This window comes from Traorella sp. mt218 (assembly GCF_055420025.1).
This window is the reverse complement of the sequence record NZ_JBVAYM010000008.1, coordinates 65,231-89,411: the sequence shown is the minus strand read 5'-3', so window position 1 is coordinate 89,411 and position 24,181 is coordinate 65,231. Positions and strand designations below refer to the sequence as shown.

General features: G+C 37.6%; 23 protein-coding genes. All 23 read left to right on the top strand.

Annotation, left to right across the window (positions count from 1 at the left end; all coding sequences use genetic code 11):
• Positions 1–113: 113 nt before the first annotated feature.
• The 23 genes from ACZYT3_RS05820 to ACZYT3_RS05710 all read left to right on the top strand — a co-directional run bounded on the left by ACZYT3_RS05820 (position 114) and on the right by ACZYT3_RS05710 (position 24,021).
• Positions 114–467, top strand: a complete 354-nt coding sequence (locus tag ACZYT3_RS05820) for an ArsR/SmtB family transcription factor (RefSeq protein ID WP_464088011.1) — start codon at positions 114–116, stop codon at positions 465–467.
• 2 nt (positions 468–469) lie between these two features.
• Complete coding sequence (locus ACZYT3_RS05815; protein WP_464088010.1) at positions 470–2,893, top strand: heavy metal translocating P-type ATPase; 2,424 nt, start codon at positions 470–472, stop codon at positions 2,891–2,893.
• A 119-nt stretch (positions 2,894–3,012) separates the two neighbouring features.
• Positions 3,013–3,552 (top strand): rubrerythrin, encoded by a 540-nt coding sequence (rbr, locus tag ACZYT3_RS05810; protein ID WP_273400223.1) that lies wholly within the window; start codon positions 3,013–3,015, stop codon positions 3,550–3,552.
• 142 nt (positions 3,553–3,694) lie between these two features.
• Positions 3,695–5,191, top strand: coding sequence for an IMP dehydrogenase (locus ACZYT3_RS05805; RefSeq protein ID WP_071440973.1), 1,497 nt, complete (start codon positions 3,695–3,697; stop codon positions 5,189–5,191).
• Positions 5,192–5,382: 191 nt separating this feature from the next.
• Positions 5,383–6,588: an ABC transporter substrate-binding protein gene (locus ACZYT3_RS05800; RefSeq protein WP_464088009.1), complete on the top strand. Its 1,206-nt coding sequence runs from the start codon at positions 5,383–5,385 to the stop codon at positions 6,586–6,588.
• A 66-nt stretch (positions 6,589–6,654) separates the two neighbouring features.
• Positions 6,655–8,454, top strand: a complete 1,800-nt coding sequence (locus ACZYT3_RS05795; protein WP_464088008.1) for an ABC transporter permease — start codon at positions 6,655–6,657, stop codon at positions 8,452–8,454.
• Position 8,455: 1 nt separating this feature from the next.
• Positions 8,456–9,574 carry an ABC transporter ATP-binding protein gene (locus tag ACZYT3_RS05790; protein ID WP_071440970.1) on the top strand — a complete coding sequence of 373 codons (1,119 nt, stop codon included), beginning with the start codon at positions 8,456–8,458 and terminating at the stop codon, positions 9,572–9,574.
• Positions 9,574–10,215: a YesL family protein gene (locus tag ACZYT3_RS05785; protein ID WP_294560867.1), complete on the top strand. Its 642-nt coding sequence runs from the start codon at positions 9,574–9,576 to the stop codon at positions 10,213–10,215. Before ACZYT3_RS05790 ends, ACZYT3_RS05785 begins: the two co-directional genes overlap by 1 nt.
• 58 nt (positions 10,216–10,273) lie before the next feature.
• The gene (locus ACZYT3_RS05780) at positions 10,274–10,522 is read left to right on the top strand and encodes a hypothetical protein (protein ID WP_294560866.1); all 249 of its coding nucleotides are present in this window, start codon (positions 10,274–10,276) and stop codon (positions 10,520–10,522) included.
• An 11-nt stretch (positions 10,523–10,533) separates the two neighbouring features.
• Positions 10,534–11,064 carry an SOS response-associated peptidase family protein gene (locus ACZYT3_RS05775; protein WP_464088007.1) on the top strand — a complete coding sequence of 177 codons (531 nt, stop codon included), beginning with the start codon at positions 10,534–10,536 and terminating at the stop codon, positions 11,062–11,064.
• 53 nt (positions 11,065–11,117) lie between these two features.
• A complete protein-coding gene (locus ACZYT3_RS05770) occupies positions 11,118–12,200 on the top strand; it encodes a pyridoxal phosphate-dependent aminotransferase (protein ID WP_464088006.1) in 1,083 nt (360 codons plus the stop codon).
• Positions 12,197–12,838 carry a diaminopimelate epimerase gene (locus ACZYT3_RS05765; protein ID WP_464088005.1) on the top strand — a complete coding sequence of 214 codons (642 nt, stop codon included), beginning with the start codon at positions 12,197–12,199 and terminating at the stop codon, positions 12,836–12,838. Before ACZYT3_RS05770 ends, ACZYT3_RS05765 begins: the two co-directional genes overlap by 4 nt.
• Entirely contained in the window at positions 12,835–13,482 is a 648-nt protein-coding gene (locus ACZYT3_RS05760) for a DapH/DapD/GlmU-related protein (RefSeq protein ID WP_464088004.1), read from the top strand. Before ACZYT3_RS05765 ends, ACZYT3_RS05760 begins: the two co-directional genes overlap by 4 nt.
• Positions 13,483–13,599: 117 nt before the next feature.
• A complete protein-coding gene (gene purB, locus ACZYT3_RS05755; protein WP_464088003.1) occupies positions 13,600–14,895 on the top strand; it encodes an adenylosuccinate lyase in 1,296 nt (431 codons plus the stop codon).
• Between the two features lie 30 nt (positions 14,896–14,925).
• A complete protein-coding gene (locus ACZYT3_RS05750; protein ID WP_464088002.1) occupies positions 14,926–16,596 on the top strand; it encodes a formate--tetrahydrofolate ligase in 1,671 nt (556 codons plus the stop codon).
• 110 nt (positions 16,597–16,706) lie between these two features.
• Positions 16,707–17,588 carry an AAA family ATPase gene (locus tag ACZYT3_RS05745; RefSeq protein WP_464088001.1) on the top strand — a complete coding sequence of 294 codons (882 nt, stop codon included), beginning with the start codon at positions 16,707–16,709 and terminating at the stop codon, positions 17,586–17,588.
• Positions 17,589–17,741: 153 nt separating this feature from the next.
• Positions 17,742–19,265, top strand: coding sequence for a BglG family transcription antiterminator (locus ACZYT3_RS05740; RefSeq protein ID WP_464088000.1), 1,524 nt, complete (start codon positions 17,742–17,744; stop codon positions 19,263–19,265).
• A gap of 4 nt (positions 19,266–19,269) precedes the next feature.
• The gene (locus ACZYT3_RS05735) at positions 19,270–19,728 is read left to right on the top strand and encodes a PTS sugar transporter subunit IIA (protein ID WP_464087999.1); all 459 of its coding nucleotides are present in this window, start codon (positions 19,270–19,272) and stop codon (positions 19,726–19,728) included.
• Position 19,729: 1 nt separating this feature from the next.
• Positions 19,730–20,053 (top strand): PTS fructose transporter subunit IIB, encoded by a 324-nt coding sequence (locus ACZYT3_RS05730; RefSeq protein ID WP_464087998.1) that lies wholly within the window; start codon positions 19,730–19,732, stop codon positions 20,051–20,053.
• A 26-nt stretch (positions 20,054–20,079) separates the two neighbouring features.
• The gene (locus ACZYT3_RS05725; protein WP_464087997.1) at positions 20,080–21,177 is read left to right on the top strand and encodes a PTS fructose transporter subunit IIC; all 1,098 of its coding nucleotides are present in this window, start codon (positions 20,080–20,082) and stop codon (positions 21,175–21,177) included.
• 38 nt (positions 21,178–21,215) lie between these two features.
• Positions 21,216–22,085, top strand: coding sequence for a class II fructose-bisphosphate aldolase (locus tag ACZYT3_RS05720; protein WP_464087996.1), 870 nt, complete (start codon positions 21,216–21,218; stop codon positions 22,083–22,085).
• Between the two features lie 21 nt (positions 22,086–22,106).
• Complete coding sequence (locus ACZYT3_RS05715) at positions 22,107–22,973, top strand: class II fructose-bisphosphate aldolase (protein ID WP_464087995.1); 867 nt, start codon at positions 22,107–22,109, stop codon at positions 22,971–22,973.
• 7 nt (positions 22,974–22,980) lie between these two features.
• Positions 22,981–24,021, top strand: a complete 1,041-nt coding sequence (locus tag ACZYT3_RS05710; RefSeq protein WP_464087994.1) for a transaldolase family protein — start codon at positions 22,981–22,983, stop codon at positions 24,019–24,021.
• The last annotated feature ends 160 nt before the right edge of the window (positions 24,022–24,181 follow it).

The window sequence follows — 24,181 nt, the reverse complement described above, 5'->3', positions numbered from 1 at the left end:
TTTACATAAAATTTCACATTATTTCAGAAATTTTCATTGAAATAAAACTTGACATAATGAGAATCTTTACATATTATATATATGAACAAATGTTCATATGAAAGGATGTTAATATGGAAATTGAAAAATGTGAAATAACAGTTATCCATGAGGATGTTGTAAATAAGGTGAAAAAAGAGATGCCGGATGAAGATAAATTAGTCGCAACGGCAGAACTTTTGAAAGTGTTTGGAGATCCGACAAGAATCAAGATCATTTGTGCACTTTTAAAAGCTGAAATGTGTGTTTGTGATCTATCTGCTTTATTAGATGTGTCTCAGTCAGCGGTTTCTCATCAGCTCAAAACACTAAAACAAGCTCGTCTTGTTAAATATCGCAGAGATGGCAAGGTCATCTATTATTCATTAGATGATGATCATATCGGAAGAATTTTTGAAGCTGGATATGAGCATGTGATGGAGGATTAATTATGGAAAAGAAATATATTCTTGAAGGGCTGGATTGTCCAAATTGTGCTATGAAAATTGAAAGAGCGTTAAATAAGCATGAAGATGTGGAAAATGCCAGTGTGAATGCTGCAACATTAGGATGCACGATTCACTATAAATCATATACAGAAGATATAGAAAAAGAACTTATTCATTTAATTGAAGATTTAGAAGAAGTTCATGTCGTAAAAAAAGATGGTCATATACATCATGAAAAAGCTTGTACATGTGAACATGAACACCGCCATGACCATAGTTGCTGTAAACATGAGCATCATCATGAACACGAATGTTGTAATCATGATCATCATGAACATCGTAAAGAAGTTATGCGAGTTCAGCCGGCAGGTAAAGACTTAAAAAAATTGAAATGGAAAATTGAAGGGTTAGATTGTGCTAATTGTGCCATGAAAGTTGAAGATGCCGTAAATGAGGTGGAAGGAGTTGCATACGCTTCGTTGAATTTCACTACAAAAACATTACTGTTTTATGTGAAAAAAAATGCTGATGAAAATCATATCAAAGAAAAAGTCAGAAAAGCAATTCTTGATGCAGAAGAAGTTGAAATCATTGAAGGAAATGAGAAAAAAGAGAAAAAGAAGAATTATCAGGCTTATATTTTGGGTACAGGGATTGTCGTATTTGTTTTAAGTTTACAATTTGATTGGCAGATAGGAATTATCCTTTCTTACATTATGATTGGCTATAGCGTCATCGTAAAGGCGTTGAAAAATATTCGGCGTGGTGAAATATTTGATGAAAATTTCTTAATGCTGATTGCAACCATCGGTGCCCTTGTTGTCGGTGAATATTTAGAAGCAGTAGCCGTTATGCTGTTTTATCAGCTGGGTGAATATTTTCAAAATAAAGCAGTTGAAAGATCAAGAAATTCAATTGCTGATTTAATGAATATCAAAGCAGAAATTGCTCATTTAAAAACTAATGAACAAATAAGTGATGTAGACCCTGAAGAAATTAAGATTAAAGATATCATCGTCGTGCAGCCTGGAGAAAGAGTTCCGTTAGATGGAGTTGTTTGTCAAGGGACAACAACCTTAGATACAAGTGCATTGACAGGTGAATCACTGCCAAGAGAAGTTAGCTTAGGAGATGAAGTGTTGGCAGGCTGCATCAATTTGCAGGGGGTCATTGAAATGAGAGTGACACATGAATTAAGTGAATCAACGGTCAGCAGAATTTTAGATATGGTAGAAAATGCTTCCAGTAAAAAAGCAAGAACAGAGCTGAAAATGACTCGTTTTGCAAGAGTGTATACACCTATTGTTGTTATTGCAGCCTTGGTTTTAGCAATCGTTCCTAACTTCTTTCAAACTCAGATCGGCTGGCAGGAATGGCTGCTTCGTGCATGTACCTTCCTTGTCATCTCATGTCCATGTGCCCTTGTTCTTTCTATTCCGTTAGGATATTTTGCGGGTATCGGAAGTGCTAGTAAAAAAGGAATATTAGTAAAGGGTGGAAATTATCTGGAAGTTTTAAGTCAGATCGATACGATCGTCTTTGATAAGACAGGAACATTAACAAATGGTTCTTTTGAAGTAACAAATATTTATAGTGAAAAAGCTGATGAATGTTTACGTTTAGCAGCAATTGCGGAAAGCTATTCAACGCATCCGATTGCTCTTTCTATTCAAAAAGAATATGGAAAAGAAGTGGATAAAAATGAATTTAGAAATGTTGAAGAAATTGCAGGACATGGCATAAAAGGGGAATATCAGGGTAAGATATTACTTGCAGGAAATAAAAAGTTAATGGATCGTTTCCATGTTGCTTGTAAAGAAGAAGCGTCAACTGGAACACTTGTCTATATTGCTTATGATTCAAAGTATGTTGGTACGATTGAAATTAGTGATACATTAAAGCCAAATACGATCGAATCTTTGAGAAGCTTAAAAGAAAAGGGTATTAAAAAACTTGTCATGCTGACAGGGGACCGGCAGAAAACGGCACAAGCCATTGCCAATGAGTGTGGTATTGATGAGGTTCACTATGAACTGTTACCAACAGATAAGGTAGAGGAGCTGGAGAAGATCTTAAAATCAGCATCTGGTAAGGTAGCCTATGTTGGCGACGGTATCAATGATGCACCTGTATTAGCAAGAAGCGATCTAGGTATAGCTATGGGCGGACTTGGAAGTGAAGCTGCTGTAGAAGCCAGTGATCTGGTATTGATGAAGGATAATTTAAGCTCTTTGAGTCAGGGAATTGATCTAGCAAGATTTACGCAGAAGATCATGAATGAAAACATTGTCTTTATTTTAGGTATAAAAGCTATCATTTTAGGGTTAAGCATCTTTGGATATGCAAATATGTGGTTAGGCGTATTTGCTGATGTAGGCGTGAGCATCATAGCAGTCATCAATGCAATGAGAATTCTTAAAAAATGATAATGATTATCAAAATGAGTCTATTATTAAAGAAAAAATAAAATACTGATTGACAAAAAAGTAAGAAAAGATTATACTGGTGATGTATAAGACAAAAGTCTACAGAAAGGAAGTTAACAATGGAACTAAAAGGATCAAAAACAGAACAAAATTTAATGAGCGCATTTGCTGGTGAATCTCAGGCTAGAAATAAATACACATACTATGCCGAAAAAGCAAAAGAACAAGGTTTAAATCAGATTGCTGAATTATTCTTAGAAACAGCTAGAAATGAACAGGAACATGCTAAATTGTGGTTTAAAGCACTACATGGAGATAACATTCCTGAAACTGATGAAAACTTAAAAGATGCTGCAGCTGGTGAAAACTATGAGTGGACAGATATGTATGCTAAGTTTGCTAAAGAAGCTAAAGAAGAAGGTTTCAATAAATTAGCATTCCAGTTTGAAGCAGTAGCTAAGATCGAAAAAGCTCATGAAGAAAGATACTTAGCATTGCTTGCAAATGTTGAAAATAGCAAAGTGTTTAAGAAAGATGAAAAAGTAGTATGGCAGTGTGGTATCTGCGGTTACCGTGTAGAAAATGAAGTTGCTCCTGGTGTATGTCCTGTTTGTGGATATCCTCAGGCAGTATTTGCAAAAGCAAGCGATAACTACTAAAATGAAAAGGCATGAAAATGCCTTTTTTCTTTTATGGTGAAAAATAATATAAGGCTTTATCGTAAAAGTAGAAAATTTGATTGATTTTTAAAGGGATTTGTGATAATTTTACAGATAATACAAGGAAGAGAGGTACAATTTTATGGCGAAAGTTTTAGAAGGTTTATCTCATACGTTTGGTGAATATCTTTTAATTCCCAATTTAACCACCAAAAAGAATATCGTTGCAAATGTGGATTTAAAAACACCGCTGGTGAAGTTTAAAAAAGGAGAACAACCAGCACTTAGTTTAAACATTCCGATGGTAAGTGCCATCATGCAGTCAGTATCAGATGATAAGATGGCTGTTGCTTTGGCGAAAAAAGGCGGCTGTGCTTTTATCTATGGTTCACAGACGATCGAACAGCAGGCTGAAATGGTACGACGTGTTAAGAATTATAAAGCAGGTTTTGTTATTAGCGATTCTAATATCACACCTGAGAATACATTAAAAGATGTATTAGATTTGTTAGCTAAAACAGGTCATTCAACAATGGCGGTTACCGAGGATGGTACACCGAATGGAAAATTGTTAGGAATCGTAACAAGCCGAGATTATCGTACAACACGAGATTCGTTGGATAAAAAAGTAAAAGACTTCATGACAAAATATCAGGATTTGGTAGTGGGGCATGATGGTATGACACTTACAGAAGCAAATGATTTGATTTGGGAAAAGAAACTGAATTCTTTGCCGATCGTTGATAAAGAACAGCATTTAAAATATATGGTATTCAGAAAAGACTATTCAAGTGATAAAGAAAATACAGATGCATTGCTTGATAGTGAAAAACGTTATATTGTTGGTGCTGGTATTAATTCAAGAGATTATGCACAGCGTGTTCCTGCACTTGTTGAAGCAGGGGTAGATGTTGTCTGCATCGATTCAAGTGAAGGTTTCTCTGAATGGCAGTATGACACAATTAAATGGGTAAGAGAGCATTATGGGGATACTGTAAAGATTGGTGCCGGAAATGTTGTTGATGGAGAAGGATTCAGATATCTTGCAGATGCTGGAGCTGACTTTGTAAAGATCGGTATCGGAGGCGGTTCCATTTGTATTACTCGTGAAGCCAAAGGAATTGGCCGTGGTCAAGCAAGTGCTGTTATGGATGTCGCAAAGGCCAGAGATGAATATTTTGAAGAGACAGGTGTCTATGTACCTATCTGTTCTGATGGTGGTATCGTACATGATTATCATATTACTTTAGCATTAGCGATGGGTGCAGACTTTGTCATGCTAGGAAGATATTTTGCTAGATTTGATGAGTCGCCAACAGCTAAAGTAAAAACAAGCAAAGGTTATATGAAAGAATACTGGGGAGAAGGAAGTAATCGTGCTAGAAACTGGGCACGTTATGACCTTGGAGGTAAACAGGAACTGACATTTGAAGAAGGTGTTGATTCTTATGTGCCTTATGCCGGTAAATTAGATGATGGTGTATCGATCACATTACATAAAATTAAATCAACGATGTGTAACTGTGGCGCATTAACTATTAAAGAATTTTATGAAACAGCACGTTTAACATTAGCTTCCAATGTATCTATCCAGGAAGGAAGCGCACATGACGTCGTGCTGAAAGATGATTTTAAATAGTTAAAGAAGTTGTCTTAAAGAAGCCAAAAAAAGGCTTCTTTTTTTGGTTATAATGTAAAATTTATGTAATGTTTATGTTAAATAAATAAAAAAAGTAAGTAATAATATGGTAAAAAAATTTAATTTTATTTAAAAAAATGAGTTATTATATTAGATGAAAGGGATTTCACAAGAAAAAAGGAGGCATATAAGTGAAAAAATTTCTTACAATGTTCTGCAGCCTGTGCTTATGCTTAGGTATGGCAACAGGATGCAGCTCGACAACAGATGACACCCCTACGGATGATACGAATGAAACAGGGGAAATCGACCAGACAACTTTTGAAGAATTGTTGGAAGCTGGCAAGGAAAACGGTAAAAAGGTTACGGTTTATTCCACTCATTCCGTTGTAGTCAGTGCTTGTGAAGCATTCAAAAACAAATTTGATCTGGATGTTGAATTTGAATGTACACAGATCGGGGATACAGATCAGATCACTCAGGTAGCAACTGAGGTTTCGACAGGGGCAGCCGGAGCCGATATCATCTTTATTCAGGATGGTGCTCGTGTTCTTACTGATTTAGTAGACGAAGGATATGTAGTTAACTGGTATAATCAAGAGATCTATGATGCTGTAGGTGAAGAACAGGCAGAGCCGTTGCTGGTTTGGGATTACTGTAATAAAGTATTCATTTATAATACTGATAATGTAGCTGAAGATGAAATTAATAATATCTGGTATGTAACGGATGAGAAATATGCCGGAACTGTCATGATGAAGGATCCTTTTACCGAAGGTGTTAATATGGACTTCCTGACAGTAGTTACTTCTGATGAAAATGCAGCTTTGCTTGAAGAAGCTTATAAGGAATACTATGGTGAAGATCTTGTATTAGATGATGATTGTCCGAATGCAGGTTATCAGTGGATCAAGATGCTTTATAATAACGGTTTGGTTGTTGGTACTTCTGATGGTGATATGGCACAGTCTATCGGTGCTGAAGGACAGACAAAACCATGGTCAGGTCTGATTACATTGAATAAATATGTAAAGAACTTAGAGATTGGTTACAAGTTAGGATATACTTCTGATGTAACTCCATTTGCAGGATTTATTTATCCGATCTATGGACTGCTGACATCAAATGCCGACAATCCTGAAATGGCAAAAGCATTCCTTTGCTGGCTATATACTGAAGATGGCTGGTTTGGTGATGGTGAAACAACATTGAACGATGGTTCTGTTTATGTTGGTATGACAGGACGTCAGGGTGACTACAGTGCTAATACAAGCCTGGCAGTTGCTGATGGTGACCAGGAATTATCTGTTTGGAAAGATATCCTGATCGTTGAAGATCCTGAATATGCTGCTGAACATCGTGCAGATGTAGAAGATTTTATTAATTTGATCAAGTAGTTTTGAATCATAGAGAAGGGCTGTGGTGATACACTGCTGCCCTTGTCTTTTTTAGAGAGGTAAGATATGAAAAAGAAATTAAATCATTTAAAAACTTTTTTCAGTAAGCCTTATAATGTCCTGTTGCTGATATTTTTAGTAGTATTAGCCTATTTAGTGGTTGTTCCTTTATTTTCTATCGTTAAAGACACGTTTGTTGTCCATTCGGCTGAAAAATCACGTGTTCATCAGGCGGTAGGATCCTTTACGCTTTATCACTGGAATCGGCTTTTTGTTAGTCAGTATAGTAATTCATTGCTGTATGAACCACTCATGCACAGCTTGATATGTGCTGTTTTCTCATGTATCGTATCCGTGCTGATCGGCGGAGGCTTTGCTTGGCTGGTAACTCGTACAGATATGAGATGGAAAAAGGTCATGACGAAATTGTTCATTTTCCCTTATATCATGCCTAGCTGGACATTAGCGCTTGCTTGGAAGAATTTCTTTAAGAATACTGCGGTTGGCGGTGCGATGGGAATCTTTACGGCCGCTACCGGAATTGAAACGGCGAACTGGTTCGCCTATGGAGCATTTCCGATCATTTTGGTGACCGGATTGCATTATGCACCGTTTGCCTATATTCTGATTGGCGGTGTATTAAGAAATATGGATGCCAATCTTGAAGAAGCGGCTGTAATCTTGAAAACAAATCGTTTGCGTATGTTTGCACGCATTACGATCCCGATGGTCATGCCGGCAGTCATGAGTACGATCATCTTGGTATTCTCAAGTGCGATGAGCTCATTTGCCGTACCACAGTTTTTAGGTCTTCCGGTTCGTTATTATGTATTGACGACAGAATTATATGCGGCTTTACAGGGAACGAATCCGGGTGTTGGTTATATCATTGCGATCCTGATGATCATTATCAGCGTTTTGATCATGATCGGTAATCAATTGCTGATCGGTAAGCGTAAATCTTATGCGACGGTTACCGGAAAGAGTGCCAATGTATCCGTGTTCCATCTTAAGAAGGCCCGCAATATCATTTCCATTCTGGCAGGAGTTGTCGTATTATGTATGTCTGTCATACCGATGATATCATTCATGCTTCAATCAGTGATCATCGTGAAAGGTGATTATTCGCTTGCAAATATGACGTTGGATTTCTGGATCGGTATTTCAAAGGGTGGCAATGATATCATGGATAAAGCCGGTATCCTGATCAACAGCGATGTATGGAAAACACTTTTCAATAGTATCAAACTATCAGCGATCGTAGCTGTCGGTGCCGGAACTTTCGGCTTCCTTGCAGGATATTCGATCGTAAGAAGAAGAGGAAGCAAGCTGAGCCGTATTGTTGAGAATCTCACATTTATTCCATACCTGATTCCATCAATGGCATTTGCAGCTATCTATCTGTCAATGTTCTCCCAGAGCCACGGTATCATTCCTTCATTGTATGGAACATTTGCAATCCTGGCTTTGATCGGTACGGTGAAGTATTTGCCGATGGCTTCCAGATCAGGTGTCAATTCGATGCTGCAGCTTTCTCCGGAAATCGAAGAAGCCGGTATCATCCAAGGTATTCCATGGATCAAGCGTATGACCCGTATTATTGTTCCTATTGAAAAGTCAACGATCGTTTCGGGATATCTATTGCCATTTGTTTCAAGTATGCGTGAACTAAGCTTATATGTTATCTTAGTTACAGCAAATAATCGTGTGCTGACGACACTCTTGTTCATGTATGATGAAAAAGGATGGGATCAGTATTCCAATGCAATCAATCTTTTGATTATATTTGTTGTACTGCTTGTCAATTTTGGTGTTGAAAAGCTGACGGGTGCGTCAATCGAAAAAGGAGTAGGAGGAAGTAACTAATATGCCAACGATACGATTAGAGAATATCACAAAGAAATTCGGAAAAGATTCGATTGCTGTCAATCAGATGGATCTGGAAATCAAAGACGGTGAATTTGTTTCTTTATTAGGACCGAGTGGCTGTGGAAAAACAACGACGCTGCGTATGATCGCCGGTTTGGAAACGCCGACAGAGGGTGAAATCTATATTGATGGTGAACTGGTTTTTTCAGAAGAAAAAGGTGTCAATCTTTCACCGGATAAAAGAAATGTCGGTTTCTTGTTTCAAAATTATGCCTTATGGCCACATATGACCGTATATAAGAATATTTCATTCGGTCTTGAAAATATGAAATGGGAAAAAGCTAAAATTGATGCCCGTGTCAATGAAATCTGCGAAACGATGCGTATCAAAGAATATATGAATCGTTATCCTGCTGAGCTTTCCGGAGGTCAGCAGCAACGTGTCGCTATCGCAAGAACCTTAGCACCGAATCCAAGAATTTTATTGATGGATGAACCATTGTCAAATTTGGATGCTAAGCTGCGTAATGATATGCGTGCGGAATTGAAACGTTTGCATATGACAACAAAGGCAACCTTTGTTTATGTTACCCATGATCAATCAGAAGCCATGACCTTGAGCTCTAAGGTATGTCTAATGAAAGAGGGCGTTGTTCAACAGTATTGTCCGCCATTGGAATTGTACGGCGAACCGGCAAATCTCTTCTGTGCAGACTTTATGGGTAATCCTTCCATGAATTTTATCCAGTGTCATGGAAAAGCACATGAAAAGGGTATTGATTTAAATTGTAAACACTTTGCAGTACGTTTTACACCGAATCATCCGGTTGATTTAAGTGACGGTGAATATGTCTTAGGTATTCGTCCGGAATTTGTCGTCGTAGATGAGAAAGGTTCTATTGAAGGAAGAGTTATTTCATCATTGCCAAGTGGTATGGAAACGACACTTTCATTAGCTGTGAATGATGTGACATTCTCGGCTGTTGCCTTTGGAAGCATTGACTTTGCGATGGATTCGATCATTCATTTTGGTTTTTCAGGGGATCGCTATGTATTGTTTGATGCTAAATCAACAAAGATGATCACGTTGGGTTCACTGGAAGTATTGAGCGTATAATGAATACAACTGCCGATTCACTTTTTTGGAAATGGACATTAAGATTTATGGATATCATCCTGATGGGAACGCTTTGGCTTCTCACCAGCCTGCCTATTATTACGATCGGTGCCAGCAGCACGACCTTGAATATGTTAATGGGCAGGTATGTTACAGGGATAAAAGTAAATATTCTTAAGGACTATTTTCATGAATTTAAAAAGTGCTTCAAAAAAGCAACGATTATCTGGCTGATACATCTTGTGGTGTTTTTATTGCTTGCTCTCGATCTGATTTATTACTGGACAGGCAGTTCAACCTTTGATGCATTGGGAGCGGCTGTATTGGCCACATTATCAACGTTGATCGTATTTGAGTTTAATATGGTATTCATCATACTGTCCAGAAAACCGCATGCTAAGCTGAAAGAAATCATTTCAGAAGCTTTTGACTTATCCATGACATGTTTTCTGCAGGCTTTGTGCATTGCAATTTTAACGATTGGTCTTCCTATTTCCGCTTTCTTTTTGCTGCCGGAATTTCTTGTCATGATGCCGGGAATCATCTGTTATCTCAATTGGCAGATATTACCTAAGATGTTTGAGAAATATATGGTGAAAAAGACGGATAGAGAATATCATAAAAAACAAATTTCTAAATAAACAGGCAATGGAGTTTTGATTCATTGCCTGTTTCATGTATAATGAAGAGGGTGATCATATGGAAAGAATAACAAAAAAGAATGAAACAGGAATTGAAGTAAATAATATAGAAGAAGCCTTGGAAAGACTTTCGTTGTTTGAAGATTTTTATTTTGATCTCATTCATCAGCAAGAAGAAATCAGCAGGCAGATGAAAGAAATGCAGGAGAATGCACAGACAAGGCAGTACCGCTATCGTGAAATCAGTGCCCAAAAAGTTACGAATAATGTGATCATCAATATCTTAAAAAAATATGGAATAAAATAAGAGGAAATGATATGTGCGGAAGATATTTTATAAAGCTCGATGATTCAGAAATTGCCAGAAAAATTAAAGAAAGTCTGAAAGAAACCCAGTCATTTGAATATGCCACAAATGAGATCTTTCCTTCACAAAATGCCATCGTACTGGTGCCTAAGAAAGAAGGAATCGATGCGACTGTAAAGAAATGGGGTATTTCCGGCCGTTCACTTTTGATCAATGCACGCATAGAAACCTTACATGAACGCATTACTTATAAAAGGATCCTTCATAACCGGTGTGCTGTTATCGCTAATGGATTTTATGAGTGGAATCATAAGAAAAAGATCTATATTACGAAAGAAAATGAGCCCTATATTTACTTTGCAGGTCTTTATAATGAAAATAATGAATTTGTGATCATTACCGGTGAATCAGAAAACCAGATGAAACAGATTCATTCAAGGACGCCGATCATCATGAATGAGCAGAAGATGATGGATTATCTTCATTTTAAAGATATGCCTTCAATCGATAATGAAAATTTGCATTTTGAATTATGTGAATAGAGAAATCTATTCATTTTTTTAGATGGATAAGCATAAATTTAGCTGAGGTGAATATGAATCCGCAGCTATTTAAAATAACAACAAGCCGTTTAAGGATCTTTCATGAAAAAGTTAAAAAAACAGAAGGTGTCATTGATTTCACATTAGGTGATGCTCATGAAAATGTGAATGAGGATATCAAAGAAGCTGCCATACGGTCGCTTGATCATAATGAAACTCATTATAGTGAAAGTCAGGGCTTATATGAGCTTAGAGAGCTTTTGTGCTTAAAAGAAATGTTTTATGATATACAGGAAATCTGTATTACGAGTGGTGCTACCCAAGGCCTTTTTGAAGTCATGATGACCTTGTTTGAAAAAGGTGATGGTTTGCTTGTAGGAATTCCTGCCTATCCTTCTTATATATCGTTGTGCATCTTGTTTGATCTTGATCTGCAAACATTTATATTTGATGATGAATTTCAGATCAGTGAAGATTTCCTTCGGGCTGCCATAAAAGAAAATACAAAAGCACTGCTGATCAATCATCCTCATAATCCAAGTGGCAGCGTGCTCAATCAAAAATCAATCCAGATCCTTCATAAAATATGCAAGGAATATGATTTGCTGCTGATATGGGATGCGACCTATTTTGAATGTGGTTCTTATCCTACCTTATATCATCCCCAATTACATGAAAGTATCATTCAAATTCATAGTTTTTCAAAAAGCTCGCTCATGTGTGGTTTCCGTGTGGGTTATATTTGTGCTCCTTTAAATAAAATGAAAGAAATCGTGAAGCTTCATCAGCTGATACAAAGCTGTCTGCCGGTTTTTACCCAGAAAAGTGCCCTGACTGCCTTACATTCTCCTTTTGTAAGTTATGATGAGCAGAAAAGATACATTTTCCGGAGATTGATAGATATGGGTATCGATGTTATTGAAACAGAAGGCCCTTATTATATCTTTTTTTCAATCAAACCTTTTCATTTGTCAAGTGAAGAATTTGCGTACCGTATGCTTGAAGAGGTACAGATAGCAGTATTACCCGGGAAATATTTCTATTATGAACATCATATCCGGATGTCCTGCTGCATAGACTTAGAAAAATGTAAAGAAGGATGTGATCGCTTGGAAGCGTTTGTGAGAAAGTTATGAAGATTTATGAGGCCAATGGGAATCGTTTTATCTTAGGAAGTGAAGAGATCGATGTCGTTCAAATGTGTGAGAAGTATGCATGTGATGGTTATTTAAAAATATTTTCACATCGTATGAGCATCTATAATGCCGATGGCAGTGAAGCTTTGTTATGTGTCAATGGGCTGCATTGTTTTGCACATTATCTCTATGATGAAAGTGAGAAGTATGATGTGTTTGCCCTTGTGGTTCAAAATGAGATCTATAAGTGTGAGATCCTTCAAAAAGAACCGTTCATAAGTGTTGTGACGGTCAAGATTCCGAATATTTATCGTAATTTTGTCGATGTTGGAAATGAGCATATGATTCTTTTAGATGAAGATATGGAAAACGCCGCCCAGTTATGCAAACGATTTGATTGTAATATTTCTTATGTTCGTATCTTAAGTCAAAGCTGTATCGAAGTAAGGACATATGAGCGGGGAGTCGGGTTTACATTATCGTGTGGCAGCGGTAATATTGCCAGCAGCTATTATTGTTATGTGAATGGATTATGCGATTCACAGGTCAATATCTTAAATGAAGGAGGCGTGTGTTTTGTGGACATGAGTGATGAAATTGAAATGAAAGTGATGAGCCGTTTCGTACAAGAGATATGAATATCATTCAAAAGATCAAGAAAAATAAGAAAAAGACATTTGTCAGAGTTTATCTTAATGAAAAGATTCATGGTCTGAAAAGCTATGCCTATACGGCTGTCGGTGAATGGGAAAGCATCAAAAAGCTGCTGATGGATAATGATATTGATGATTATCATGTGGAAACGATTTGTGTGAACAGTGCATTATCACTTTTAGATATAAAAGAGATCAATGCCCGTATTGAATATGGGGCAGTTATACGGGAGGGTGTCGTGATCGGTAAAGAAGCTGTCATCCTGATGGGAGCCATCATTAATACAGGCTGTGTCATCGGTGAAAGAACGATGATCGATATGGGGGCTGTTTTAGGTGGCGGGACTATTGTCAGGGAAAATTGCCATATCGGTGCCAATGCAGTTCTTGCAGGAACGATTGAACCTTATTGTGAACAGCCGGTCGTTATCGAGAGAAATTGTTTTATCGGTGCAGGAGCAATAATCTTGGAAGGAGTGCATATCGGCGAGAATACGGTCATAGGAGCCAATGCGGTCGTTACAAAAGATATTCCCGCAAACTGTGTGGCAGCAGGAGTGCCGGCACGAATCATAACGGAAAATCGAAAATATGAAAATCTTACAGAAAATGATTTAAGAGGAATTTGAGAGAACGGGGAAACTTGTTCTTTTTATTTGAAATGCGGTGTTAAATTGTTCTTCGGACATTGTTTTTATGCTTAAAATCAAGTAAAATAAAAGAGATATAAAAGAGGGTGGGAGTATATGTTAAATCGATATTCAAGAAAAGAAATGCGTGACATCTGGAGCGAAGAAAGCAAATTTAATGCTTGGCTGAAGGTGGAGCTCTTGGCCTGTGAAGCGTGGTCAGAGTTAGGTGAGATTCCAAAGGAAGATGTGGAAAAGCTTTGGAAGAATGCAAAGTTTGATATTAACCGGATTTATGAGATCGAACAGCAGACAAGACATGACGTCGTAGCGTTTACCCGCTGTGTTTCAGAATCACTGGGTGATGAAAAGAAGTGGGTGCATTACGGTCTGACTAGCACGGATGTCGTTGATACGGCTTATGGTTATTTATACAAGAAAGCCGATAAGATCCTGTTGGAAGATATTGAACGTTTTATGGAGATCTTAAAGAAGAAAGCTCTTCAATATAAGATGACGCCGATGATCGGAAGAACTCATGGTGTACATGCGGAAATTACTTCTTTTGGATTGGTATTCGCTTTGTGGTATGAAGAAATGAAACGTAACTTAAAACGCTTTAAGGCTGCCTGTGAAGACATCGAAGCGGGCAAGATCTCAGGAGCAGTAGGAACTTTTGCGAACACACCGCCATTTGTACAGGACTATGTGTGTGAAAAGTTAGGTATCCAGTCAGCGAAGATCTCTACACAGACGCTGCAAAGAGATCGTCATGCGGAATATTTCGCAACACTGGCATTAATTGGTACATCACTTGAAAAAATGGCTACGGAAATCAGACATCTTCAGCGTACCGAAGTGCGTGAAGTGGAAGAACATTTTAATCCCGGTCAAAAAGGAAGCAGTGCCATGCCGCATAAGCGTAATCCGATCGGTTCAGAAAACATTTGCGGATGTTCAAGAGTATTAAGAGGTTATATGATGACTGCTTATGAAGATGTACCGCTGTGGCATGAAAGAGATATTTCCCACTCTTCGGCAGAAAGAATCATTGCTCCGGATGCAACGGAACTTTTGGATTATATGTTGAACCGCTTTGGTAATATCTTAGATAACCTGACGGTATTTGAAGATAATATGAAGGCGAATATCAATAAGACTTATGGTGTGATCTATTCACAAAGATTTATGTTAAAGCTGATTGAAAAAGGCTTCTCAAGAGAAAAGGCATATGATCTTGTACAGCCAAATGCAATGAAAGCATGGAATGAGAAGATCAGCTTTAAGGAATTGATGGAGAATAATCCGGAAGTAACCGCTCAATTGAGTCAGGAAGAAATTGATGATTGCTTTAACCCGATGCATCATTTAAAAAATGTAGATACGATATTTAAAAGAGTCGGCATTGAATAATTGAATCAGATAAAGGGAAGAGGAGGTAAAATGGCAAAGACAGATTTAGAGATCGCTCAGGAAGCAGAGATGCTTCCCATTCAGGAAGTAGCGAAAAAAGTAGGTATTGAGGAAGATGACCTTGAATATTATGGAAAATACAAGGCCAAGCTTTCTTTAGATCTTTTTAAAAAGAACAAGGATAAAAAAGAGGGGAAGCTGATTTTAGTTACTGCTATCAACCCGACTAAGGCCGGTGAAGGTAAATCAACGACAACGGTTGGTTTAGGTGATGGATTGAATCGTCTTGGCAAGAAGACGGTGATTGCCTTACGTGAACCTTCTTTAGGGCCTGTATTCGGTTTAAAGGGCGGTGCTGCCGGAGGCGGTTATGCCCAGGTCGTACCGATGGAAGATCTAAACTTACACTTTACAGGAGATATGCATGCCATAACGACCTGCAACAACCTGATCAGTGCTTGTCTGGATAACCATATCTATCAGGGAAATGAATTAAACATCGATCCTGAAAGAGTGACATGGAAAAGATGCTTGGATATGAATGACCGTACCCTGCGTCAGATTGAAATCGGTCTTGGTGCGAAGACCAATGGTATTGAAAGAAAAGACGGTTTCAATATTACGGTTGCCAGCGAAGTCATGGCCGTGCTGTGCCTTTCCAGCTCACTTATGGATCTTAAAGAAAGACTTGGCAAGATGCTGGTTGCTTATAATTATGATGGTGAGCCTGTCTATGTCAAAGATTTAAAAATTGAAGGTGCTTTGGCTTTGATCATGAAAGATGCGATCAAACCGAATCTGGTACAGACCCTTGAAAATAATCCGGCGATCGTTCATGGCGGACCGTTTGCGAATATTGCTCATGGCTGCAACTCGCTTTTAGCGACGAAGCTGGCTTTAAAGCTTGGGGATTATGTTGTTACCGAGGCAGGTTTCGGTGCTGATTTAGGAGCTGAAAAATTCCTTGATATCAAGTGCCGCTTTGGTCATCTGAAACCAAATGCCGTTGTCATCGTTGCAACGATACGTGCCTTAAAACAGCATGGCGGTGTGGAATTTGATCATCTGAAGGAAGAAAATGTGGAAGCGATGCTGGAAGGATGTGCGAACCTTGCGAAACATATCGATACGATCCGGCAGTTCAACCTGCCTTATATCGTAGCGATCAATGAATTTGCCAGTGATACACCAAAAGAAATCGAAGCTCTTGAAAACTGGTGCAAAGAAAATAACCATCCGATGTCTTTATCACAGGTATGGGCAAAAGGCGGCGAAGGTGCTTTGGACTTAGCTCAGAAAGTGGCGGATATCTGTGAACAGGACAATGATTTTGCGCCAATCTATGATGTTGATGCTTCCATTGAATCCAAGATCGAAACAATAGCCCAAAAGGTATATGGTGCCAAGGGTGTTGTCTTTACGGAAGAAGCACAGAAGCAGATCAAGATCTATAATGAACTGGGCTGGGATAAGATGCCGATATGTATGGCCAAATGTCAGACTTCATTGAGTGATAACGCAAAAATCTATGGCGCACCTAAAGATTTTACGATCACTGTCAGGGAGCTTCGTCCATCAATCGGTGCCGGCTTCATCGTTGCGCTGACCGGTAATGTGATGACGATGCCGGGATTGCCGAAACATCCGGCAGCACTTGATATGGACATTGATGAAGAGGGGCATATTGTCGGATTGTTCTAATCAGACCCGTTATCTTACGGGTCTTTTTCTATATGAAATGGAAGAAAATACCATATTGAAAAAAATATACGAGTGGCATAAGATAATTATAGATAATGAAGGAGAATCTTATGATTTTTTTAAAAGCTTTTCATTTATTGCCAGAGATGTCAGAATATTGGATGATATGTCAGAAGAAAAATATCTTTAATAGCCTCTATCCTTTGAAAATATTCCCTGAAAAAGAATTGGAGGATATTGATTTTGATACGATAACGATCTTTTGTGGCGGAAACGGGTCCGGTAAGACAACTCTTTTAAATATCATCGCAGATAAATTAGAAGCATCAAGAAAAAATAAAATAGAATTAGGTGAATTATTTGATCAATATGTAGCACAATGCAGCTATGAGTTTTTTCATAAGGAAACATGCAGTGAGATCAAATTTATCGCCAGTGACGATGTATTTGACTATTTGTTGGATCTCAGAGCTATCAATGCAAGGGTCAATCGCAGAAAAGATGAATTATCAGAGGAATATCTCAATTCAAAATATGATGTAAATATTGATGAAACACTGGAACAGTATGAAATTCTAAAAAGAAAGAGCGATGCCAGAAGAATGACACAATCCAAATATATACGTTCACGTCTTGTCAATAATAATCTCATCCAACAGTCAAACGGTGAATCCGCCATTGATTTCTGGCAGAAGGAAATACAGGAAAATGCTGTTTATTTGATTGATGAGCCGGAAAATAGTCTGTCAGCAGAGAATCAGTTAAAGCTTAAACACTATATCGAAGAATCTGCCCGTTTTTATGACTGTCAGTTTATCATATCGACGCATTCACCGTTTTTATTAAGCTTGGATCATGCGAAGATATATGATCTGGATGCTGTGCCGACCAGGCCAAGGAAGTGGACAGAATTGTCTAATGTCAGAGCTTATTATCAATTTTTCAAAGAAAAGGAAAAAGAATTCATGGCAGTTGATCCTCACGAAGAATAAGTAACAATTATAATTATAGCTTGATATACAAACGTGTCCACTTAAAACGGACACGTTTGGTATTTTAAAAATGTCCACCAAATCAAGACAGATTTTGGTATTTTCATATTAAAATTAAAAAAATATAATGATAGTGAAGAAAGGAGTACCTATATGGGATTGAACGAAAGACAAATTCTGATCCTTCGTTATCTTCTATTAAAAAATGAAGCTGTTAATTATAGTGAACTATCCATGCATTGTGGCTGTTCATCGAAAACGATCCAGCGTGATATTAAAAAAATAGAAGAAGCCGGCAAGGAATTAGATTTTGAAATCAAACGGAATGGTCAAGGCATCCTGCTTGAATGTGATTCAGAGGCGCGAAATCGATTAGATGAATTCGTATTCAGCAGTGATTCTTATAGGAGCAATGATTCTGTAGAAGACAGAAGAAACCGGATCTATCTGGATCTTTTACTCAATTCTCCGAATCCGACCAGCATTCGTTCTCTCTCAGAAAAGTATTTTGTCGGAAGCAGTTCGATCGTGAATGATCTCTCTGCCGTGGAGCAGCGGGCTCAAACTAACGGACTGACCATGAAAAGAACCCGAGAAGGTACTTATCTTCAAGGAAATGAGCTCTTGATTCGTAACGAGGTCGCCTATTTATTAAATGAGATTCAAGTAGGCATTGCAGATGTGAAAACAGCACAGAGCCGGTTGAATAAAGAAACACGGATGGTACTGGAAGGAATCTATGGAAGTGAGAATCTGGCAAGTGTCGAACAGTGTGTTTCATCTATTGAAGAAGAGATCGATGTGATACTCAGTGATACGTATTATGTCAATATTGTGACCCATATTCTAATTGCGATGGAACGCATGAAAAATAAAAGGTTTATCAATGAAAGCAATGTTATCTCTGAAAAGGATCGCAATGATGTCATCTTCCATAAGATCAAAAAATGTATAACCGACTTTTCAAATCAGACAGGCATCCGCTTCCCTGAAAATGAGATCAATTATATTTATACGCATTTCATGGGATGTGGTGTGGGTGAGCTGCCTAGCCGCGAAGTGATCGCCCAGACGCTTCAGGCATCGAATCGGGAAGTGCTAAGCATTTGTAATGAGCTTATACAAAACATGGAGAAAGAAACATCTTATTCTTTCGCTAATGATTCAAATCTTTTTTATTCATTACTGTTACACGTAAATTCAATGATAACACGAATCAAATATAATGTTCGCATTATCTGTTTATTGAAAGAAAAAACGATCATGCAATATCCGCAGATGTATGCGACCGTGAAGCAGGTAACACTGGAATTAAAGAAAAAGTATTTCAAGGAAGGTTTTATATCTGATGATGAAATCTGTTATCTCTGTCTGTATTTTCAATTAGCATTGGAAGATAGAAAATCCCCTCGAAAAGTACTGCTGATCTGTTCAACAGGTGTGGGAACTTCTCATATCCTGAAGAAAAGAGTACAAAAGATCTTTCCTGATTTGGAAATTACAGATGTGATCTCATTGAAACAGTTAGAGAAGAAAGATCTATCTGATATTGATTTAATCATTACAACGGTAAATATTACAAAAGAAATACAATGTCCGTCAGTCTTGGTTTCAGTGCTCATGGATCAGAGGGATATTGATGAAGTTAAAAAAGCGATTATGATCGAGAAAAGGTGAGGGAATGTTAAATATTAAGGAAGTTTTATTTGATGAAAATGTTTGTCTGAATCTCAATGCAACGACCAAAGATGAAGTAATTTCAGAAATGACAGAGATGCTGTATCGAAATCAAGTAATTGAGGATCAGAAGACATTTATTAAAGAAATATATGATCGTGAGAGTGAAGGGATCACAGGTATCGGTGATGGTATTGCGATTCCTCATGGCCGTTCAAAAACGGTGAAAAAGAATGTAATTGCAGTAGGTAGAACAAAGACAGGTATTCGTGACTGGGAATCATTTGATGATAAACCGATAGATTGCATCATTATGTTTGCCATTCGTGATGTAGATATGTCCCAGCATATCATGCTGCTCTCTCATGTGGCAGAATTATTGCTTGATAAGGATGTCATAGAGGTTTTACATAATGCTCAGACATCAAGTGAAATTGTAAATGTTTTAAGAAAGGATCAATAAGATGAAGATAGTTGGAATTACGGCTTGTCCTACGGGGATCGCCCATACATATATTACAAAAAAGAAAATTTTAGAAGCTGCAAAGGAATGTGGATATCCATGTCGTATTGAAACACAGGGATCTATTGGTGCGGAAGATGAACTGACACCTCAGGAAATTGCCGATGCAGATGTTGTCTTATTGGCAGTTGATGTGAAGATTGCCGGTGAAAATCGTTTTACTGGAAAGCCAATCGTAAAAGTGAGAACTGAGGATGTCATGAGGAATACAGCAAAATTCTTACAACAAATAGAAGAAAAATTGAAAGCAGCTGGAAGGCTATAAGAATAATAATTAAAGAGAGGTAAAATATGAAACTAGATATTCGAACAATAAAGAAGCATGTCATGACAGGTATTTCATTCATGATTCCTGTTGTAGTTGCATCTGGTATCTGTCAGGCTTTAGGTATTATGATCGGTGGACCAAATGTCGCAGATGCTGTAGTTAGTTTGCCATATATTATTTATAAAATTGGTAATCTTGGTTTGTCTACTTTGATCGTACCGGTAATATGTGCAGCTATTGCTTATTCAATTTCAGATCGTCCTGGAATTGCACCGGGCTTAATTGTAGGGTTAGTTTGTACGGAAATTAAATCAGGTTTCTTAGGTGGTGTAATTGCAGCCTTCTTAATTGGTTTTGTTGTTAATTGGATGAAGAAAAATATTAAGCTTCCTGAAACGATGCAGGGGTTGATGCCGATTTTAATTATTCCATTCTTCTCAACACTTATTTGTGGATTCTTAATGTTTACCGTTATTGGAAAACCGATTGCTATGTTTATTGAAGCATTCACTACGTTCTTGGAAAACTTATCAACAGGATCAAAATTCATCTATGGTATGGTAATGGGAGCTGTTTCAGGGTTTGATTTCGGCGGACCTGTTAATAAGACGATGTCATTATATTCAACGGCTATGTTGACAGATGGTGTTTTTGGACCAAAAGCGGCACATTTCCTGGCCGGTATGACTTCACCGTTTGGTGTATTGATTGCTTATGCATTGAGTAAAATCTTTAAAAAACCAATCTTTACTAAAGATGAAAGACAAAGTGTTATATCTTGCTTACCAATGGGTATCTGTATGATTACTGAAAGTGTGATCCCATTTGCGATGAATGATTTGTGGCGTGTGGTTTTATCAAGCGTTATCGGAAGTGCTATTGGCGGTGGCTTGACTCAGATTTGGGGCGTAGGTGTACCGGTAGCTCATGGTGGATTATTTGTTGTACCAACATTTACTAATCCGGGCGGATTCGTATTAGCGTTAACTATTTCTTCTATAATTTGTGGTACATTAATGTTCTTGCTTAAGAGAAGATTAACTCCTGAACAGCAGGAATATGGATTGGATTATTCTAGTGATGACGATGATAAAGTAGCTGATGTAAATATTACATTCTAAAAGAAAGGAGAGGGGCTGCGATACAGCCCTTTATATATATGTTATTAAATACGAAAGATCTATTAAAAATTGCAGAAGAAAATAATTTTACGATTGGTGCGTTTAATGTTACGGAATTATCAAATTTTAAATGTGTTTATGAAACCGCACAAGAAATTCAAGCACCTGTTATTATAGCGGTAGCAGAGAATGAGTTTGATTTTTGTGGTAAAGAATATTTCACGTATATTCGACAACAGCTTATAAAAAGCTATGTTCCTTTTGCCCTGCATCTTGATCATGCTCATACAGTAGAAAAATGTATGGAAGCAATACAAGCAGGTTTTACCTCAGTGATGATCGATGGATCGTCTTTGCCTTATGAGCAAAACGTCGAAATAACAAAAAAAGTAACTGAATTTGCACATATGGTAAACGTATCGGTTGAAGGTGAACTCGGAACGATTGGTAATTTCGGAACAAGTGATGAAGGTGTTGTAAACAATAATATTATTTATACAAGAGTAGAAGATGTTGTTGATTTTATTGATAAGACAAATTGTGATTCATTGGCAGTTGCTATAGGAACTTCACATGGTTTGTATCCAAAAGGAAAAGAGCCGAGATTACAAATTGAATTACTAAAGGAAATTAAAAAAGTTGCCCGTGTTCCCCTTGTTCTTCATGGAGGTTCTGGTAATTTGGATGAAGAATTAGATAAGGCTGCACGTGCCGGTATTCGCAAAATTAATATTGCCAGTGAATATAAGGCAGCTATATCCCGAAGCTTAAATAAACAAATGAATGAGCACCATGAAGTTAAGTTTGCTTTGATGATGCCGCAGGCAATAGAAGAAGGTAAAAAAGTAGTACGTAATCGTATTCGCCTTTTTAGATCGGATGGTAAAGCATCTCTATATTATGAATAAACAGATCAAGGTAAATATGTTATGTTAGTGAATATGATCGATCTTTTAAAGCATGCGCAAAAGAATGGCTATGCAGTATTGGCAGCCAGCATGCAGAGTGAGGGTAATATGAAGGTAGCCATACAAGCTGCCGAAGAAAATTACTCACCCATTATTTTAAATCACCGTTATGATCGCTTTGAAGAGGATTTTTATCGATATGGGCAAATCGCACGTCAGCTTGCGGAAAGAACGTGGGTTCCTGTTGCTATTAATCAGGATCATGGTAGCACTATCGAGCAGAATATGTGGGCGATAAGAGCAGGTTATACGGGCATCATGGTTGATCGACAGACATATCCATTAGAAGAAAATATTAAGCTTGTCAGAGAAATGACAGGATTAGCTCATATCGTAGGAGTAAGCGTTGAAAGTGAATTAGGTGTCGTAGGTTTAGGAGATGCCAAGGACATTGAAGAAGGTAAGACAAAGCCTGAAGATGCTTTACGATTTGTAAAGGAAACGGGTATTGATTGCTTAGCAGTATGCATTGGAACAACGAATAGTTTTGATGTTCCTAAAGATCAGTTAAATGTAAAATTAGACCTTGATCTGCTTCAAAGAATCATGGATGTTGTCGATATTCCTTTAGTGCTTCATGGCGGTTCAGGTGTGCCTGATGAAATGATGTCCAAAGCATGTAAGATGGGTATATGTAAAGTGAATGTGGGCAGTGATTTTCGATTGAATGCCCGCAATACCTTACAAAAGCATATGACTGTATCCGATCAATTGGATTATTGGAGATGGATGGATGCCGGCTATAAAGAAAGAATGGCTGAAAAAATGAATGTTTTTGGAAGTGTAAATCAAGCAATGAGCTTTATAGAAGAATACATAAGAAAGTAGAGGAAATATGGAGAATAAAAATTATTTTCATCGAGTGAGCGAATTAACACAAACTCGCTTTTGGATCAATAATGTAACTGAAAAAGAAGCATACCGAGCCATTGAAGAAGGAGCTGTCGGTTGTACACAAAATCCGGCATATGTTTGGAAAATGATGCAGAAAGATGATCTTCAACCTAAAATCAATGCATTGATTGAACGATATAAGGGATTGGATACGACTGAAATTGTTGTGAATATACAAAAAGATTTAGTTGGTGAAATTGCTAAAATATTTAAACCGCTCTATGATGATACCTTTAAGAAAAATGGTTATGTTAGTATTCAGGGAGATCCATTTCACGAAGATTGCGATACGATCGTGCGATATGGACGATTGAATCGTGAAGTAGGAGAAAATATTATGTGCAAAGTGCCTGTAACGGAAGAAGGATTGAAAGCTATTGAAATTCTTGCAAGTGAAGGAGTTCCTATTAATGCTACTGAGGTTATGAGCGTAAGGCAAGCATTAGATGTATGTGAGGTATATACAAGGGCAACAAAAGGCTTAGAAAAGAAGGCACCTATTTATTTTTCGCATATTTCGGGTATTTTAGAAGAATATTTGAAAAAAACAGCTGAAAAAGAAGGTGTTGATATTCATGATGATTTTTTATGGCAAGCGGGTATTGCTGCAGCCAAGAAGACTTATTGGATGTGCAAAAAAGCCAATTCAGAAGTAGGTTTTATTGGTGGTGGAGCCAGAGGACTGCATCATTTCACAGAGATGGTTGGTGCAGATGCAAGCATTACGATTAATTGGGTAGGAACGGCAGATAAGCTGATAGAAGAAAATCCACCGGTAGTAGAGAGATTTAGAATGGAAACACCGGAAGCAGTCATTGATGAGTTGTGTGACAAACTTCCTGATTTTAGAAAGGCTTATTTCGTAAATGAAATCAAACCGGAAGAATATGAGGAATTCGGGCCGGTGGTATTATTCAGAAGTTCTTTTGAAGAAGCGTGGAGAAACGCCGAACGGTATGTAAATGATTATCTAAATAGATAAATTGTCTTTTAAGTTTTAATATACTTATGTAAAATGGATAAGCTAAATGATAGTGGCTTATCCATATTTTTTTAGGAATAATGGGGTATGATAGTATTTCAATATATAGTATGTATTACTAAAAAATGTGCAAATGCACAAAAAAAGGGAATGAAATTGA

Bases quoted from the DNA above. Each gene is read 5' to 3' on its own strand.
- ACZYT3_RS05820 (WP_464088011.1), top strand. From the start codon at position 114: ATGGAAATTGAAAAATGTGAAATAACAGTTATCCATGAGGATGTTGTA.
- ACZYT3_RS05815 (WP_464088010.1), top strand. From the start codon at position 470: ATGGAAAAGAAATATATTCTTGAAGGGCTGGATTGTCCAAATTGTGCT.
- rbr (WP_273400223.1), top strand. From the start codon at position 3,013: ATGGAACTAAAAGGATCAAAAACAGAACAAAATTTAATGAGCGCATTT.
- ACZYT3_RS05805 (WP_071440973.1), top strand. From the start codon at position 3,695: ATGGCGAAAGTTTTAGAAGGTTTATCTCATACGTTTGGTGAATATCTT.
- ACZYT3_RS05795 (WP_464088008.1), top strand. From the start codon at position 6,655: ATGAAAAAGAAATTAAATCATTTAAAAACTTTTTTCAGTAAGCCTTAT.
- ACZYT3_RS05790 (WP_071440970.1), top strand. From the start codon at position 8,456: ATGCCAACGATACGATTAGAGAATATCACAAAGAAATTCGGAAAAGAT.
- ACZYT3_RS05785 (WP_294560867.1), top strand. From the start codon at position 9,574: ATGAATACAACTGCCGATTCACTTTTTTGGAAATGGACATTAAGATTT.
- ACZYT3_RS05780 (WP_294560866.1), top strand. From the start codon at position 10,274: ATGGAAAGAATAACAAAAAAGAATGAAACAGGAATTGAAGTAAATAAT.
- ACZYT3_RS05775 (WP_464088007.1), top strand. From the start codon at position 10,534: ATGTGCGGAAGATATTTTATAAAGCTCGATGATTCAGAAATTGCCAGA.
- ACZYT3_RS05770 (WP_464088006.1), top strand. From the start codon at position 11,118: ATGAATCCGCAGCTATTTAAAATAACAACAAGCCGTTTAAGGATCTTT.
- ACZYT3_RS05765 (WP_464088005.1), top strand. From the start codon at position 12,197: ATGAAGATTTATGAGGCCAATGGGAATCGTTTTATCTTAGGAAGTGAA.
- ACZYT3_RS05760 (WP_464088004.1), top strand. From the start codon at position 12,835: ATGAATATCATTCAAAAGATCAAGAAAAATAAGAAAAAGACATTTGTC.
- purB (WP_464088003.1), top strand. From the start codon at position 13,600: ATGTTAAATCGATATTCAAGAAAAGAAATGCGTGACATCTGGAGCGAA.
- ACZYT3_RS05750 (WP_464088002.1), top strand. From the start codon at position 14,926: ATGGCAAAGACAGATTTAGAGATCGCTCAGGAAGCAGAGATGCTTCCC.
- ACZYT3_RS05745 (WP_464088001.1), top strand. From the start codon at position 16,707: ATGATTTTTTTAAAAGCTTTTCATTTATTGCCAGAGATGTCAGAATAT.
- ACZYT3_RS05740 (WP_464088000.1), top strand. From the start codon at position 17,742: ATGGGATTGAACGAAAGACAAATTCTGATCCTTCGTTATCTTCTATTA.
- ACZYT3_RS05735 (WP_464087999.1), top strand. From the start codon at position 19,270: ATGTTAAATATTAAGGAAGTTTTATTTGATGAAAATGTTTGTCTGAAT.
- ACZYT3_RS05730 (WP_464087998.1), top strand. From the start codon at position 19,730: ATGAAGATAGTTGGAATTACGGCTTGTCCTACGGGGATCGCCCATACA.
- ACZYT3_RS05725 (WP_464087997.1), top strand. From the start codon at position 20,080: ATGAAACTAGATATTCGAACAATAAAGAAGCATGTCATGACAGGTATT.
- ACZYT3_RS05720 (WP_464087996.1), top strand. From the start codon at position 21,216: ATGTTATTAAATACGAAAGATCTATTAAAAATTGCAGAAGAAAATAAT.
- ACZYT3_RS05715 (WP_464087995.1), top strand. From the start codon at position 22,107: ATGTTAGTGAATATGATCGATCTTTTAAAGCATGCGCAAAAGAATGGC.
- ACZYT3_RS05710 (WP_464087994.1), top strand. From the start codon at position 22,981: ATGGAGAATAAAAATTATTTTCATCGAGTGAGCGAATTAACACAAACT.